General features: G+C 69.0%; 15 protein-coding genes. 4 read left to right on the plus strand and 11 right to left on the minus strand.

Annotation, left to right across the window (positions count from 1 at the left end; translation table 11 throughout):
- Window positions 1-3 precede the first annotated feature (3 nt).
- The 4 genes from hslO (at window position 4) to ETX26_RS13575 (ending at window position 3,755) form a co-directional block, all read left to right on the plus strand.
- The gene (hslO, locus tag ETX26_RS13560; RefSeq protein ID WP_129525176.1) at window positions 4-897 is read left to right on the plus strand and encodes an Hsp33 family molecular chaperone HslO; all 894 of its coding nucleotides are present in this window, start codon (window positions 4-6) and stop codon (window positions 895-897) included.
- 86 nt (window positions 898-983) lie between these two features.
- The gene (locus ETX26_RS13565) at window positions 984-1,391 is read left to right on the plus strand and encodes a DUF3617 domain-containing protein (RefSeq protein WP_165271777.1); all 408 of its coding nucleotides are present in this window, start codon (window positions 984-986) and stop codon (window positions 1,389-1,391) included.
- Between the two features lie 62 nt (window positions 1,392-1,453).
- Window positions 1,454-2,158: a 7-cyano-7-deazaguanine synthase QueC gene (gene queC / locus ETX26_RS13570; RefSeq protein WP_129525177.1), complete on the plus strand. Its 705-nt coding sequence runs from the start codon at window positions 1,454-1,456 to the stop codon at window positions 2,156-2,158.
- The gene (locus tag ETX26_RS13575; RefSeq protein WP_129525178.1) at window positions 2,139-3,755 is read left to right on the plus strand and encodes a spinster family MFS transporter; all 1,617 of its coding nucleotides are present in this window, start codon (window positions 2,139-2,141) and stop codon (window positions 3,753-3,755) included. The genes queC and ETX26_RS13575 overlap by 20 nt, the downstream gene beginning before the upstream one ends.
- 12 nt (window positions 3,756-3,767) lie before the next feature.
- Here ETX26_RS13575 and ETX26_RS13580 read toward each other — a convergent pair whose 3' ends face one another.
- From ETX26_RS13580 to ETX26_RS13630, 11 genes are all read right to left on the minus strand, one after another.
- Window positions 3,768-4,340 carry a superoxide dismutase family protein gene (locus tag ETX26_RS13580; protein ID WP_129525179.1) on the minus strand — a complete coding sequence of 191 codons (573 nt, stop codon included), beginning with the start codon at window positions 4,338-4,340 and terminating at the stop codon, window positions 3,768-3,770.
- A gap of 93 nt (window positions 4,341-4,433) precedes the next feature.
- On the minus strand, window positions 4,434-5,519 hold the full coding sequence (locus ETX26_RS13585) for an OmpA family protein (RefSeq protein WP_129525180.1): 1,086 nt from the start codon (window positions 5,517-5,519) through the stop codon (window positions 4,434-4,436).
- Window positions 5,520-5,711: 192 nt separating this feature from the next.
- Window positions 5,712-6,173 (minus strand): DUF2793 domain-containing protein, encoded by a 462-nt coding sequence (locus ETX26_RS13590; protein ID WP_129525181.1) that lies wholly within the window; start codon window positions 6,171-6,173, stop codon window positions 5,712-5,714.
- Window positions 6,174-6,198: 25 nt separating this feature from the next.
- A complete protein-coding gene (locus ETX26_RS13595) occupies window positions 6,199-8,379 on the minus strand; it encodes a phage tail protein (protein ID WP_129525182.1) in 2,181 nt (726 codons plus the stop codon).
- Window positions 8,380-8,799, minus strand: coding sequence for an NlpC/P60 family protein (locus ETX26_RS13600; protein ID WP_129525183.1), 420 nt, complete (start codon window positions 8,797-8,799; stop codon window positions 8,380-8,382).
- Window positions 8,796-9,611 (minus strand): DUF2163 domain-containing protein, encoded by an 816-nt coding sequence (locus ETX26_RS13605; RefSeq protein WP_129525184.1) that lies wholly within the window; start codon window positions 9,609-9,611, stop codon window positions 8,796-8,798. The genes ETX26_RS13600 and ETX26_RS13605 overlap by 4 nt, the downstream gene beginning before the upstream one ends.
- Window positions 9,608-11,932, minus strand: a complete 2,325-nt coding sequence (locus ETX26_RS13610; protein ID WP_129525185.1) for a DUF2460 domain-containing protein — start codon at window positions 11,930-11,932, stop codon at window positions 9,608-9,610. The genes ETX26_RS13605 and ETX26_RS13610 overlap by 4 nt, the downstream gene beginning before the upstream one ends.
- 272 nt (window positions 11,933-12,204) lie before the next feature.
- Complete coding sequence (locus tag ETX26_RS13615; RefSeq protein WP_129525186.1) at window positions 12,205-12,780, minus strand: tail tape measure protein; 576 nt, start codon at window positions 12,778-12,780, stop codon at window positions 12,205-12,207.
- A complete protein-coding gene (locus ETX26_RS13620; protein ID WP_129525187.1) occupies window positions 12,773-13,105 on the minus strand; it encodes a phage tail assembly chaperone in 333 nt (110 codons plus the stop codon). Before ETX26_RS13620 ends, ETX26_RS13615 begins: the two co-directional genes overlap by 8 nt.
- Window positions 13,105-13,455, minus strand: coding sequence for a gene transfer agent family protein (locus tag ETX26_RS13625; protein ID WP_129525188.1), 351 nt, complete (start codon window positions 13,453-13,455; stop codon window positions 13,105-13,107). The genes ETX26_RS13620 and ETX26_RS13625 overlap by 1 nt, the downstream gene beginning before the upstream one ends.
- Window positions 13,452-13,859, minus strand: coding sequence for a phage major tail protein, TP901-1 family (locus tag ETX26_RS13630; protein WP_129525189.1), 408 nt, complete (start codon window positions 13,857-13,859; stop codon window positions 13,452-13,454). The genes ETX26_RS13625 and ETX26_RS13630 overlap by 4 nt, the downstream gene beginning before the upstream one ends.
- Window positions 13,860-13,946: the final 87 nt, after the last annotated feature.

Below are 13,946 nucleotides of genomic sequence, written 5' to 3' on the forward strand. Positions count from 1 at the left end.
GGCATGACGGACCGGACCGAGACCTTCTCCGACAAACTGCTGGGCTTCACGATTCCTGCGCACAACGCGCGCGGCAAGGCCGTGCGGCTCGATCGCGCGATCGACGAGATTCTTGCCGCGCACGACTACCCGCCTGCCATCACGCATCTGCTGGCCGAAGCGCTCGTGCTGGCTACGCTGATCGGCGGACTGCTCAAGGACGAGAGCGGGCAATTGACCATGCAGGCGCAGACCGAAGGCGGCGTCGTACGCTTGCTGGTGTGCGACTACCGCAACGGGCAGCTTCGCGGCTATGCCGATTTCGACCGCGAACGGCTGACCGAGCTCGGAGCCAATCCGTCGCTCTTTGCGCTTTTCGGGAAGGGATATCTCGCGGTCACCTTCGACATGGCAGGCGGCGACGGGCGCTATCAGGGCATCGTCCCGCTCGAAGGTGAGACGCTGGCCGAAGCTTGCGAGACCTACTTTGCGCAATCGGAGCAGATCCCCACGCTGATCCGCGTCGCCGCGCGGGCCAGGGAGAATGGTTGCATCGCCGGCGGTCTGCTCGCGCAGCACCTGCCGGACGGGGAGGAAGGCCGCGAGCGGCTTCATGCGCGAACGGATCATCCCGAATGGGAGCACGTGATGGCACTCGCCGGAAGCACCCGGCATGAGGAGCTCGTCGATCCCGCGCTTTCGCTGGATGCTCTGGTGTGGCGGCTGTTTCACGAGGAAGAGGAAGTGCGTGTCCAGCCCGGCGCGTCGATCGCCCGCGGCTGCCGCTGCTCGATCGAGCACTACGAGGAGGTCATCAGCCGCTTCCCCGAAGAAGATCGGGCCGAGATGCGAGATGAGACAGGATTGATTCTCGTCGACTGCGCCTTCTGCTCGAAAGTGTTCGAGATCGAGGCATGAACAGGCTGTCGCATAGATGCAACGGCTTGCCGTCAGAAGGATGATACATATCTAGATCGGCAGACGAGCTGTCGGGAGATTGACCAATGCTCAAGTCGTCCATCGCTGCGCTCCGACCGATTGCAATGGTCGCAGGTCTTGCAGCGGGTATCTCCGCCGCTGCGCAGGCGCCGAGCCTTGCCATGCTCGATCGGCTCGAGCCGGGGCAGTGGCAACTGCGTTTTCGCGACGGCAGCTCGACGCAGCAGATCTGCGTCCGGAACGGCCGCGAGCTGATCCAGTTGCGGCACCCCGACAGCAAGTGTTCGCGCTATGTCGTGGAGGATGGCCAGGACGAGGTGACCGTCCAGTACACCTGCCGCGGCCCTAACTACGGGCGGACGAGCATCCGCCGCGAAACCGGCTCGCTGGCGCAGGTGGAAAGCCAGGGGATCGCCGGCGGGCTCCCGTTCCAGTTCACTGCAGAGGCCCGCCGCACGGGCAACTGCCGCTGACGAGAGCAGGGGCGGCGACACCCGCCATTGCTCTGCCGGGATTTTCTCCCTAGCGCGCCGGAATGGGATCGAACACGGACAATCGGCGCGATGTGGCAGTGGTGCTGCTGTCCGGAGGGCTCGACTCGATGGTTTCCGCCGCGCTGGCACGCGAACGCGGCTTTGCCTTGCATGCGTTGACGATCGACTACGGTCAGCGGCACCGGATCGAGATCGACGCGGCGAGGAACATTGCCGCGATGCTGGATTGTGAGCGGCACGTCGTTCTTCCGCTCGATCTTGCCGTGTTCGGCGGCTCGGCGCTCACCGACGACATCGATGTGCCGACCGGCGGAGTGGGGACCGATATCCCGGTCACTTACGTACCGGCGCGCAACATCGTGTTCCTTTCGCTCACCCTCGCATGTGCTGAAGCTGCCGACGCACGCGATATTTTCATCGGTGTGAACGCGCTCGACTACTCGGGCTACCCCGACTGCAGGCCCGAATTTATCGCGGCCTTCGAGGAGATGGCGCGGCTCGGCACCAAGGCTGGTGTCGAAGGCCGCGCAATAACGATCAACGCGCCGCTACAGCACATGTCCAAGGCGGAGATCGCTGCCGAGGCGCACCGGCTGGGGCTGGACACCGGCCTGAGCTGGTCCTGCTACGCGCCAACCGCGAGCGGCCGTGCATGCGGGCTTTGCGATAGCTGCCGCTTGCGCCAAAAGGGATTCGCCGAAGCGGGGTTGGAGGACGGGATCAGCTATGAACGACACCCAGACTGACGGGCCGCATGCGCCCGCCGAGGCGGAGCGCGCGCGGGAGAAGGTGCCAGCATACAGCTGGTACGCACTCGGGGTTCTGGTGGTCGTCTACATTCTCAATTTCATCGACCGGCAAATCCTCTCGATCCTCGCGAACGACATCAAGCTCGACCTGGGGGTGGAGGACGACTACCTCGGCTTCCTCTACGGCACGGCGTTCGCCGTGTTCTATGCGCTGTTCGGCATCCCGCTGGGCAAGCTCGCCGATAGCTGGAAACGGTTGCGCCTGATGAGTCTCGGCCTGGCGCTTTGGTCGACCATGACCGCGCTCTCCGGCTTCGCTCGCAACGCAGCCACGCTGACGGTGGCTCGCATCGGCGTGGGCGTCGGGGAAGCGACCGCAAGCCCTGCCGCCTATTCGCTGATCTCGGACTGGTTCCCGGCGCGCCTGCGCGCGACGGCGCTGGCGATCTATTCCTCGGGCCTCTACCTCGGCGGGGGCATATCGCTGCTCATCGGCGGACTGGTGGTCGAGAACTGGAACGCAGCGTACCCGGGCGGCGGGCCATTCGGGCTTGTGGGCTGGCAAGCTGCCTTTCTGGCAGTGGGCGTTCCCGGAATTCTGCTGGCAGCCTGGGTCCTGACGCTACGCGAGCCGGTTCGCGGCGCGATCGACGGGTTGCCGACACCGGAAGATCCGCAGCCTTTCCGCGGGTTTCTGGGTGAGCTCGTTCAGGTCATTCCCCCGTTCACGCTGATCGGCGCAGCGGCGCGAGGCGCACGCGGCCTCGTCGCGAACATCGCGGGCGCGATTTTCTTCGCCGCGCTCGCCGTGCTCCTGTCGTCTGCAGTTCCGGCGACTTCGTCGCTCGTGCCCGGCCTCTCGGACCAGTGGCTCTTTCTCGCGGTAGGCTACTACGCCGTGTTCAGCTGGGCGATGTCGCTCAGGGCACGGGACCTGCCGACCTTCAGGCTCACCTGGGGCTCGCCCGCATTTCTCACGGTCGTCCTGGGATACGGCACGGTCGCCTTCGTCTCCTATTCCGCCGCCTATTGGGGCGCCCCTTATGCCGAGCGCGCGCTCGGCGCGGACAAGAGCGACCTGGGCTGGTTTCTCGGCGCGCCCTCTGCCGTGGCCGGCTTTCTCGGCGTGATCATCGGAGGCCGGATGGCGGACTTCCTGCTCGAGCGCCGCCCCACCGGGCGTGTCTGGGTGGTGATGTTCGGCCTCCTCGCCTCGGTACCGCCGCTCGTGGTCGCCTACAACACGTCGAGTCTGATCATGTTCTATGTGGCAAGCTTCTTCGCCCAGATGACGTCGGCTTCGGCGCTCGGCGCCGCGGCGGCGAGCAGCCAAGCGCTCGTCCTGCCGCGCATGCGCGGCCTTGCCACGGCGATCTTCTTTCTCTCGACGACGTTGATCGGGCTCGGGATCGGCCCCTTCATGGCCGGCTATGTCTCGGCCACCAATGGCGACGATCTGACTCTCGGCATCATGTCGACGCTGATAGTCGTCCCGATCGGCTTCGTCCTGCTGCTCGCGGCGCTCAAGCTGGCGCCCGCTGCGGGCGCCAGCGTGGTCGAACGCGCGCGCGCAGCGGGCGAAGTTTTGCGCTAGACGGCCGGCGCCTCAGGCGCGTTCGAGCACGCCGCAGGCGATCCGCGAGCCGGCGTTGCCGGTGGGATCGGTGCGATAATCGTCGGCATCCGCATGCACGACCACCGCGGTGCCATCGGCATCGAACAGCGCGTCGATCGCGCTCGCGCCGCCGTTGCCCAGCTCGACGGTGGCCGATGCGTTGCCGTCGGCGCCGGCGACGAGATTTGGAAGATCGCCCAGGTGGCTGCCGGCCGGGTTCTCGTGGCCATGCTCGTTGTCGGCAGGATTGAGATGTCCGCCTGCGGAAGTGAAGTCTGGCGGCGTGCACTCGCCCGTCGTGTGAAGATGAAAGCCGTGCGGCCCTTCCGGAATTCCTGTGAGGGTGGCGCTGAGCGAAAGATCATCGCCTTCCGCCAGCAATTCGACCGTGCCGGCCGGGGTGCCGTCCGCGAGCGCGAGCGAAGCCGTCCCTACCGTCTCGCTGGTGGGCGCAGCCGACCTGTCCTCGCCCGAAGCATTCTCATCCGATGGATCTGACGCGGGAGAACAGGCCGCGAGTGCGGCCACGCTGGCCAGGGATGCGAGAAGAGATAGACGAATCATGAAAGGCTCCTGTTTTGCGAACACGGTAGCCTTAACAAAAAAGGGGCCGGATTGCTCCGGCCCCTTCCCTTGAAATCGTCGCTTTCGCGAGACTTACATGCCCGAACCCGGACCGTAGGTGATTTCCACCCGACGGTTCTGGAGCTCGCGCACGCCGTCCGCGGTCGGAACGCGCGGCTGCGATTCGCCGAACGCCTCGCTCGAGATCCGCGTATCGGGGATGCCCCGACCGGTGAGATACGAGCGAACCGAGGCGTTGCGGCGCTCGGCCAGACCCATGTTGTAGGCCTGCGTACCCGAACGGTCGGTGTGACCGGCAAGCATGACCGAAGCCGAACCGCAATCCGCATAGGCCGAAACCGCGTTGTCGAGAATGGTCGCAGCCTCGGGCGTGATGTCCGACTTGTCCCATTCGAAGAACACGATGTACGGGCCCTGGTTGCACACCGGCGCAGGCGGCGGCGGGGGCGGCGGCGGCGGCGGCGGCGGCGGGGGCGGCGGCGGGGGCGGCGGGGGCGGCGGAGCCGCAGGTTCGCCACCGAAGTTGAACGTCAGCGTGCCCAGGATCGAGTGCGACCGGAAACGCGTGTCCGCCTGACCACCGGCCGCGTCGACCAGCGTAACGTCTTCCGCGTTGAAGAAGCGATAGCGCAGGCCGACGTCGATGTTGTCGGTCAGAGGCGCGCGGACGCCGGCAAGAGCCTGCCACGCGAAGCCGGTGTCCGAATCGTCGATGACGTTCGGGCCGCCGATCGTGGCGTCGAGGCTGGTGCGCGCAACACCGGCACCGGCGCCGACGAAGCCCTGCAGACCATCATCTTCACCGAAGTCGACCAGTCCGTTCAACATGAACGCAAGAGCGCTGGCGTCACCGCCGGCGTCGAACTGATCGCCCTCGGCCGTCAGCGTGCTGATCGGCGCAGAGCGATAGCTGGCATCGGCTTCGAGACGGAAGCCGCCGAAGTCGTAGCCGACCACGCCGCCAAAGTCGTAGCCCGTGTCCGTGTCGGCACCAGCGGTATCGATAACGTCGCCATCGGCGTCGACGATGTCGAAGTCGAAGTCTTCGACGATCATCGGGCCGCCTTGGCCTTCGATGTACCACTGGCCGTCACGTGCGAGGGCCGGCGATGCAAGGGCCGTAGAGGCCATCGCCAATCCAATGACGAGTTTCCGCATTATATAATTCCCCTTTTCAGCGAAATAGAGCCACCGAGTGCTCTGTTTTCTAACTTTTCCCCAAGAGGGAGGCAAGCGGCCAATGTCCCGAAACTGTTGCAATAATGCCTCGCTTTGGGATGCTCCGGCCGAAAACTTGAACGAATTGACCCTCCTGTGCCTCCCCGAACGCGCGATCCCCGATTGGGTTCCTCATTCGGTGCGGGGCAAGATCCCTGCAACGCGGAGAGTTTCGATAAGGTTATCAATCACGGTGCGCGCCTCGGCGTCGATCGTGCTCCCTCCGGTGGGGTTTTCCGGCGCGGCAGCCCGCAGCCATTCGCCATCGTAGAGCGCGACCTGCCGGGCCGCCTTGTCGAATACGCGCAGCCCGTCGCGCGGGGCGCTGAACAGCCAGCCGCCCGCCTGCCGTCCCGCGAGCTGGCCCGCGCGTCCGTTCCAGTCGCCGGTCGGGGCCGGGCCCACGATCCACACCTCGCCTTCCGCCGGCGCAGCGGGCGGATCGTCTGCCTCTCCCTCGACTGCGCAGTGCAGGAGCATGTCGATCCGCGCATGTGATTCGTTGACGATGAATTCTTTCTGCGACTGCGCGGGGAAAAGGTGAGGCAGATCGAACCGCGGCGTCGCGGATTCGAAAGTTACGGGCTGTGACATGATGCTTGGCTCCCATGGCAAGAGGTCAGGCGAGGGTATTCAGGTACAGGGGATCGGACGCCGCGAAGCTGCCGATCTGCCGCACCCAGACGGCGGCGCCGGGGTGGGCGGCGGAAAGCGCGGCGAGATCGTCGGCTTCGATGACGAGCCGGGGTTCGGCCACTTCCCAGCTCGCTAGCGGGGCCTCTACGGGCCCTATGCCGACCCGATAGAGTTCTGCCTCCTCGACGAGTGGCAGCTCGATCTCTGCCGGCCAGGTCCAGCCGCCCCGCGCACGACGGATCCAGCGCAGCGAGAGCGCGCCGGAGGGCAGTACGGTCGCGCGCGGGTGAACCGGGGCGAGCGGTCGCCGCGTCACGCCGGCGCTTTCGATCTGTGCGGCGACCGGCTCGTCCTCGGCGGCTCCGATCGCTGCGATCGTGGCGCCGTTCGGCCGGTCGAGAACGAGGGGCACCAGGCTCGCATCGAGCAAAGTGACAAGCGTCCCGGAGCCGTGCCCCGCCTGCGCGGCCGCTTCGGTGCCGCCGCGCCCGCGCACCAAGCCTTCGAGGCGCCAGCGCCGGTCGCCTTCGCGCATCGCGCGCATGAACTGCACGATCTCGCTGCCGACGAGCAGACGGTTGGCGCCCGCGGCGATCGCCTCGGCATCGGCCGACGCCAAAGTCAGATCCTCGGCCACCAGATCGAGTGTCAGCACAGCCTGGCGTTCGAGCACGAGGGCTGGCGACGGCGGCAGCGGCGCAGCGAGCGCGCCCATGATGCTACGCGTCCGCCCGGTCGTGCCGAGCGGTTCGAGCGCGCCCTGCCGATCGATATAGAGCGCCGCGCCGCGCCAGTGCGCACCGGCCGCACTCGCCACTGCGAACACGGCGGGCGTGGCAGGATCGCCGGTGCCGTCCCACGGCAGCTCGAAAGCGCGGAGGAGAGTCGGGGAGGGCGCGGTGTCCACCGGAAGGCCGGGAGTCCCGGCCTCGCCGGGCGGCGCGTGGACGGCGCCGAAGGCGTGCCGCACGAGATCGAGCTCGATGCCGTTCTCGCGCCACTCCCAGCTTGCGACGCGCCAGAGCCCGTCGACGTCGGATACGCGGACGAGGCTGCCTGGCGCGACCGCGGGATCAAGCTCGGCCACCCGCCAGGCAAGCCGCTCGCGCAGCCAATGCGCGCGCCTGCCGGCGGCGCCGACCAGCGCCCGCGCGGCGTCGGGATGGAGCGCGCCTGGGAATTCAAGCGTGCGGCTCGCCGCGTGCACCGCGCTGCCCTCGCTGCGCTGGAGGCCCGGCTGGAAATCGCGCGCAACGTCGTAGTAGCGCAACGCATCGGGACCGGCGGGCGGTGTTCCGTCCCGCTCCCGCAGCGCGCCGTCCTGCCTGCCGAAATCCTCCTCCTGCCATGCGACGACCGGCGGCGGGAGCGTGATCACCGGGTGATCCGGTGCTGCTTCGGGTGCGATCGTCAGCCCATCTCCGCCGCAATCGCAGGCAAGAGGAAAGAGCGCGCCGATCGTCTCCAGGCCGGCACGCAGGTCGCCGCCCTCATAGGAGAAGCCGTCGAGGTCCCCGAGCGGAACGCGTGTGGTGGCCACCGGAATCAGCGGCTCGATCAGGTCCCGGAGGTCGAAGTCGTCCACATCGGCAAGAACCTCGAAGCTGAGTGCGGGGATGCGATTGCCGAAGTCGGCAAGCTCCAGATCCTCGAACACGACATACGCGCAGTTACGAAAAGCCGGGCAGGCGCTGCCCTCGGCCGCCGCGATCAGCGGATCGGGCCGCTGGTCGCCGTGCCCTCTATAGATGCGCAGCGTGCCGCCGCTCTTGAGGTCGCCCGCCGCCCCGCGCAGCAGGTTGCCGTCGGCCCAGATACGCCCCACGCCCTCGATCGGGCGGCTGGCCAGCGCCACGGCGAACGAGCTCGAATAGCTGTAGGTCGTCGTTTTCGGTTTCCCCTTACCGCCGCCGCTCGTCTCGCGGTTCTCGACCAGGTCGGTCGCCCAGATCACGCTGCCTGACACGCGCATTCGCCCGTGATGGCGCGGGAGCGGCTGGCCATAGCTTGAGGTGGTGATCGCAAGATCGCGCAGGCGCGGACCTTCGCGCTGCCCGCCGCCGGCCAGCACGCCGTCCACGCTGCGCCCGACCAGCGCGCCGAGCGCGCCGCCGACCGGACCGCCGATCAGCGTGCCGACAGCGCCGAGTACCAGAGTAGCCATCTATCGATCCTCCTCGATCGGACGCCAGTGGCGCAGCACCGGCCATGGCAGCGGCCCGGGCATGGCGACGACACGGCGCAGCCCCGCGTGGGCATGGATGAAGCCGTCTCCGCGCGCGCAGACGAGCAGATGCACTTGCGCCGGCCCGGGGCGGACGAGCAGCACGTCTCCCACCATCGGCGCACCTTCGACCGGGCGGAGCGCACTGCGCCGTGCCTGCTGGTCGGGATCGTCGATCGCGTGGTTGCGCAGCCCGTAGCCGCTCGGCGGTTCGGCCTGCAGCCCGGCGCCCTCGAGCGCGGACGCGACAAGGCCGATGCAGTCGAGCCCCCACCGAGGATCGCGCCCGTGCAGCCGGAACGGTGTGCCGACCAGCGCCTCGGCCGCCCGCGCGACGGCCTCGGCCCGCGCGCCGCTCATGGCGCCACCGGATAGCGCGCGAGCAGATCGTTGCCCGGCAGGTAGGGCTCGCCCTGAAAGTTGATCGCATTGGCGAACCGCCCCGCGCAGGTCGTCAGCCGCTTGTCGCATCCTTCGCGCAGCGCGGCGCGCATACCGGACGCGACGGCGCTGCCGATCGGCCGGTCGAGCGCCAGCCCCTGCGCCGATGCGGCGAGCACCTGCATCGTCTGCCCGGCATGCGGACCGTCGATCCAGCGGACCCGTCCGCCGCCCATCAGGTGCCAGCTCGGCGCGGAGAAGCGCACCAGGCCCGCCTCCAGATCCACGGCCTCGACCGAGGCCTCGTGCGTGAAGCGCGCGGCGGAGAGCGTGCAGCCCGGGCCGCAGAACTCGGCCCGGCAGGTCGGGCTGGTGCGGGGCACGAAGTCCTCCTCCAGCGCCGCCTTGGCCGAGCGGAGATCGGCTGCGAACCGCCCGCCGTCCTGCGCCACGCGGCCGATCGTCCCGTTGTAGAGCGTTGCGCGGTCGAGCGTTTCCCAGTCCACCGCACCGATTTCGACCCGCGCCTGGTCGAAGCGGCCGGCGGCGAGGTCCTCGGCCGCGATGCTGTCATGCGACAGCGGGCCCTGCACTTCGGCGCTGTCGGGCGAGAAGTCGGCGGTGCGGCGCAGTGCACTCGGGAGCATCCCCGGCGCCGCGCGGTGGAGCACGCCGTCGAACCACAGGTCGCGGTCGTGGCTGGTGAAGCCGAGCGTCACCCCGTCGCGGCGATGGATGCGCCAGAAGGTCGCGACGCCTTCGAGCTCGTTGGCGAAGAAGACCCGGCTCATGCCGCCTCCCGCACTTCGATCAGCGGCACCGACGGCGCCTCGCCCGCGGCGAAAGTCGCGCCCGAGATATCGAGCCGGTCCTGCGCGAAGCGCACCGGCACGTCGAACAGGAACCCGGCACGGACCACCGCCCCGGCAGGCGGCGCCGTGTCGAACCGGACCATGCCGCCGGGCAGGAGCGACCAGTCCGCGGTCTCGACGCCGTCGACGCTGACCCGCACGGTTTCCGCGCGCGGGCGGGTGATCGGGCGCACTTGCGGGTCCTCGCCCCCGCCGTAGGTCTTGACCAGCGGGAAGGTGTCGCGCGCGCCGTCGCCGGTGCCGAGCCGCTGGTCGAGCGGGGTCGGCGTGCCGGTCATCGCGTGCGAGCTGAAGTCGAACGGATCGGACAGGCGGAAGCCGCGGGCTGCACCCCGGCGGGCGCGGAAGAAGGCGATCAGCGTGCCGAGCTCGGCTTCCGAGCGGATGCCCGGCCCGACATCGAACCGCAGCCGCGCGTCGGACCACAGCGAGCCGCGCCGCTCGTGCCCCGACGCGGTGACCGCGACGGTGGTCGAGAACTCGGGGCTGACCGCCGCATCGCGCCCGAGGGCGAGCGGATAGAGCACGTCGTCGAATGCCTGCATCTCGGTCTCCTTGGATGGGGCGAGCCGCGTGTATCCGTCGCGCGCCACTTGCGGCAGCGCCCAGACGTAGCGGCGGGTCACGCCGCGCTGCGCGGCCTCGTCGAGCGCGCGGTCGATCCGGCGCCAGTAAGTCTCGGCATCGGCGGCATCGAGCACGAAGCCGGAGAGATAGTCCTGCCGCTCCAGCGGATAGCCGAGCCGTGCGTCGACTTCGGCCAGCGCCGCGCGCCGCCGCGCGTCGAACCCGCCGGTGAGCCAGTCGTAGTCCTCGAGCTGCAACCGGTCGAACGCCGGCCAGGCCCAGCCGAGCGGCAGGTTGGCGCGCTTGAGCTCGGGCATGGCCGGATCGAAGATCGTCGGCGTGAAAGCGAGCAGCAGGATCTCCGCCTCGCCCCCGGCCGCGTCGCGCACCGCCTGCGCCAGCGCGGCGGTCGATTGCGCGAGCAGCGCGCCGGCCTGGTCGAGCAGTGCGGTCTGCGCCTCGTCCAGCGGCGCGCGCATGTCCACGATCACCGGCGGTGCGCCGCCGAACGCCGCCTGCGCAGCATCGTCGTAAAGGCATGGCGCCCCGCTTGCCGGCACAGTCCACCACCACGGCTCGCCGATCTGGAAGCGCACCGGCAGTCCGCAGTCCTCCTGCAACCTGGTGAATTGCACGGCGACCGACTGCAGCCAGGCCATCGCCCCCGCATTCGCGGGCGAGAGCAGGGCCGAGGGCGGGTCCCATCCGGTCCGCGAGGGCGTGCCGTCGTGTGCGCGCTGCTGCCATTCGTCCGGGCAATGCTCGGCCAGCAGTTCGTAGGAGAGGGAGACGATCGTGTCGTACCCCCACGCGTGGCATTGCTCAAAGAACGCCCGGTGCCACAGCAGCGCGGGCTCGGCGATCGCCGCCGGCCGCTCGACCGGCAGCGCGTCGCCTTCCGCGCGCAGCCGCGGGAAGTGGCTCATGCCGAGATAGTGCAGAATCGTGCCGCGATAGCCGAGCCCGCGGACATTGCGCAGCAGGCGCGCGGGCGTCTGGTTGTAGAGGTCGTCGTAAGCGGTCGCCATGCGCTCGCCGTGGGGCGGGAGCAGGACGTCCCCGATCTCCAGCATCGCGCGGCTGCCCTCGCAGACGATGTCCGTCAGCTCGACATGGCCGGTGACGCGCTCGGGGAACGGCGCCGTGCTGCCCGGAACATGGCCCGGCGGCACGATCGAGATGAACATCCGGTCGATATCGCCGGGATGGATCGGCTCGCCCGGCAGCGCCCAGCCGCTTTCGAGCTTGGAGAACGGCAGCTCGATCTGGGCATCGGTTGGGCTGCCCGCCGCGTAGTTCCACAGCCGCACGTACCAGGTGCGCGGCTGGCCGGCGGCATCGCGCCCCTCGATCGTCAGCGTCGGCCCGTTCGCCTGATCGAGCGCGACGAGCGACGAGGACGTCCAGCGAAAGCGCAGGATGGTGTGGGAATAGTCGCGGTCGGTCGCATAGGCGAGCAGCGGATGGTCGAGCCTGTCCTTGCTCGCCCAGATCAGCCCGGCGAGCTCGCCCCGGTGCAGGAATTCGCACTCGACCCGCAGGCTGTCGGGCCCGGTGGCGAGCACCGCCGCCATCATCGGGCGCGGGAAGTCGACCGTCCAGAAGCGCGGATCGAACCGCTGAATCCAGTCGCGATCCTGCCCGCGGCGTTCGCGGGCGAGCCAGAAAGGCATCGTTTTTCTCCTCAGGCGCCGGCGGCCGCATCCGCGGCCTTGGCTATCCTCCGCGCAGAGCGCTCCGGGCGCGCAGTCGCGCTTTGGCTGCCGCGACCAAGGTTTCCGATCCTCCCCATTTTGCGTCAGCCAAATGGGGAGGTGGCGCCCGCCGCAGGCGGGTGGCGGAGGGGCAATGGGGCGCGAAACCCCTCCACCACGAGCCGCTTGCGCGTCTCGCGGTCCCCCTCCCCATTTGTGCTGGCGCAAAAATGGAGAGGATCTTTGGGAGGCTACGGCAACAACGCCCTCCGCACCGCGCTCGCGACCTGACGGCTGGAGCGTTGCAGAGCGACCGGCGCATCGGCGCCGCGCTGTGGCGCAAGGTTGATCGACACGCGCACCTCGCGCGCCGGCGCGTTCGGAAGCGAGGGTTCGACCCGGCCCGCGGTGGTCGGCACGAACAGCTCGGGCCCGCGCTCGCCGACGAGATAGCCGCGCCCGGGCGAGACCGGGCCCCCGGTCGCACGTCCGGGCAGGCCGAACAGCGCTCCGACCAGCCCGCCGAACAAGCCGCCGAGGCCGCCGCCCTGCCGTCCGATCCCGCCGAACAGCTCGTCGAATCCCAACCGCAGCGATTGCGCCGCGATCTGGTCGATCGCGCTCAGCGCCACGCGCCGGAGATCGTCGAACCCGAGGGTCCCGCGGCGAATCGCCGACAGCAGCCCGCGCTCGAGGATCGATCCCGCCTCGCGGAACCGCGCGACCAGTGTCGAATCGAGCGCGCCCCGCATTTCCGCGATGTCGGCGGCGAAGCCCTGCGTGCCCGCGCGCACTTCGATCAGCATTTCGTCCAGGTCGTCATCCATTGGTTTCGCGCTCCAGCATGCGTTCGATCTCGGTCCGGGTCGGGACCGCGGGCTGGCCGGCAGGGTCGGCCAGGCTCGCCGCCAGCTCGGCCGGCGTCGCCCGCCAGAATTCCTCCGGCCGCCAGCCGAGTGCTTGCGCGGCTACGGCTGCGAGGGGGAGAGAGGCGGCGCCGAAACGTCCCCCCTCCCGCTTGCGGGAGGGGTCGGGGGTGGGCCCGATATCATTGAGCGCCTCGCCGAGGCCCACCCCGCTGCGACTAGTACTTGCTTCGCAAGCCCAAGTCTCGCGCCCCTCCCGCGGGCGGGAGGGGGATAGGTCGCCCATCAGCCGGAACCCTGGAGAATCTGGCCGAGCAGTGTGCGTAGCGGCTTGGCGCATGCGGCGAGGCCCTGTGCCGTCACCGCCTCGCCCACTTGCTCGCGCGTCAGCTCGCCGCGATCGGCGAGGCAGTGCCAGAACAGCGCGGCCATCTCGGACAGCGCCAGCCGCCCTTCGCCCGCCCGCTCGACCAGCGCTAACAGCGGCCCGAGCTCCTCCTCGGCCGCGACCAGCGCCGAGAAGCTCGGTCGCAGCACGCGCGCGCTTCCGGCAATGACCAGTGCCGCTTCGCCGCGATGCGGATTGGCTGGAATCCTTGTCGCGCTACCGCCTTCGGCTACTTGAGCGGGGGTCATGCCGGCACCACCGCGCCCGAGCTTTCGAGTTGCAGCGTATAGGTCCGCTCGCCGTTGAAATCGCCGGCGTAGTCGAGCCGCTGGACGAGGAACCGGCCGCGCAACCGCTCGCCATCCTCGAACGAGAGCTCGTAATCGTCGATCGTCCCCGCCAGTGCATGGGCGCGGACCGCGGCTTCGGCCTCGCTGGCGAGAAAGATCCCGCCCGCCGAAACCGACACCGACCGCGTCCCCGCACCCGACAGCAGCTCGCGCCAGCCGCCGCTTTCCTTGTGCGTGACGACCACGGTATCGCCGTTGATCGACATCTGCGTGGTCCGGAGGCCGGCGACGGTGGCGTAGGCGGGCGGCTGGGCGCCGTCGCCGATCTTGAGAAGGAAGGCGGAGCCTTTCTGGGCTGTCATGGGTGATCTCCAAAAATGTGAACGCAACAGAATCCCCCCTCCCGCTTGCGGGAGGGGTCGGGGGTGGGCCTGTGGTCATTCGGCGGT

The sequence above is a fragment of the Pelagerythrobacter rhizovicinus genome (genome assembly GCF_004135625.1).
GTDB classification, from domain to species: Bacteria; Pseudomonadota; Alphaproteobacteria; order Sphingomonadales; family Sphingomonadaceae; genus Pelagerythrobacter; species Pelagerythrobacter rhizovicinus.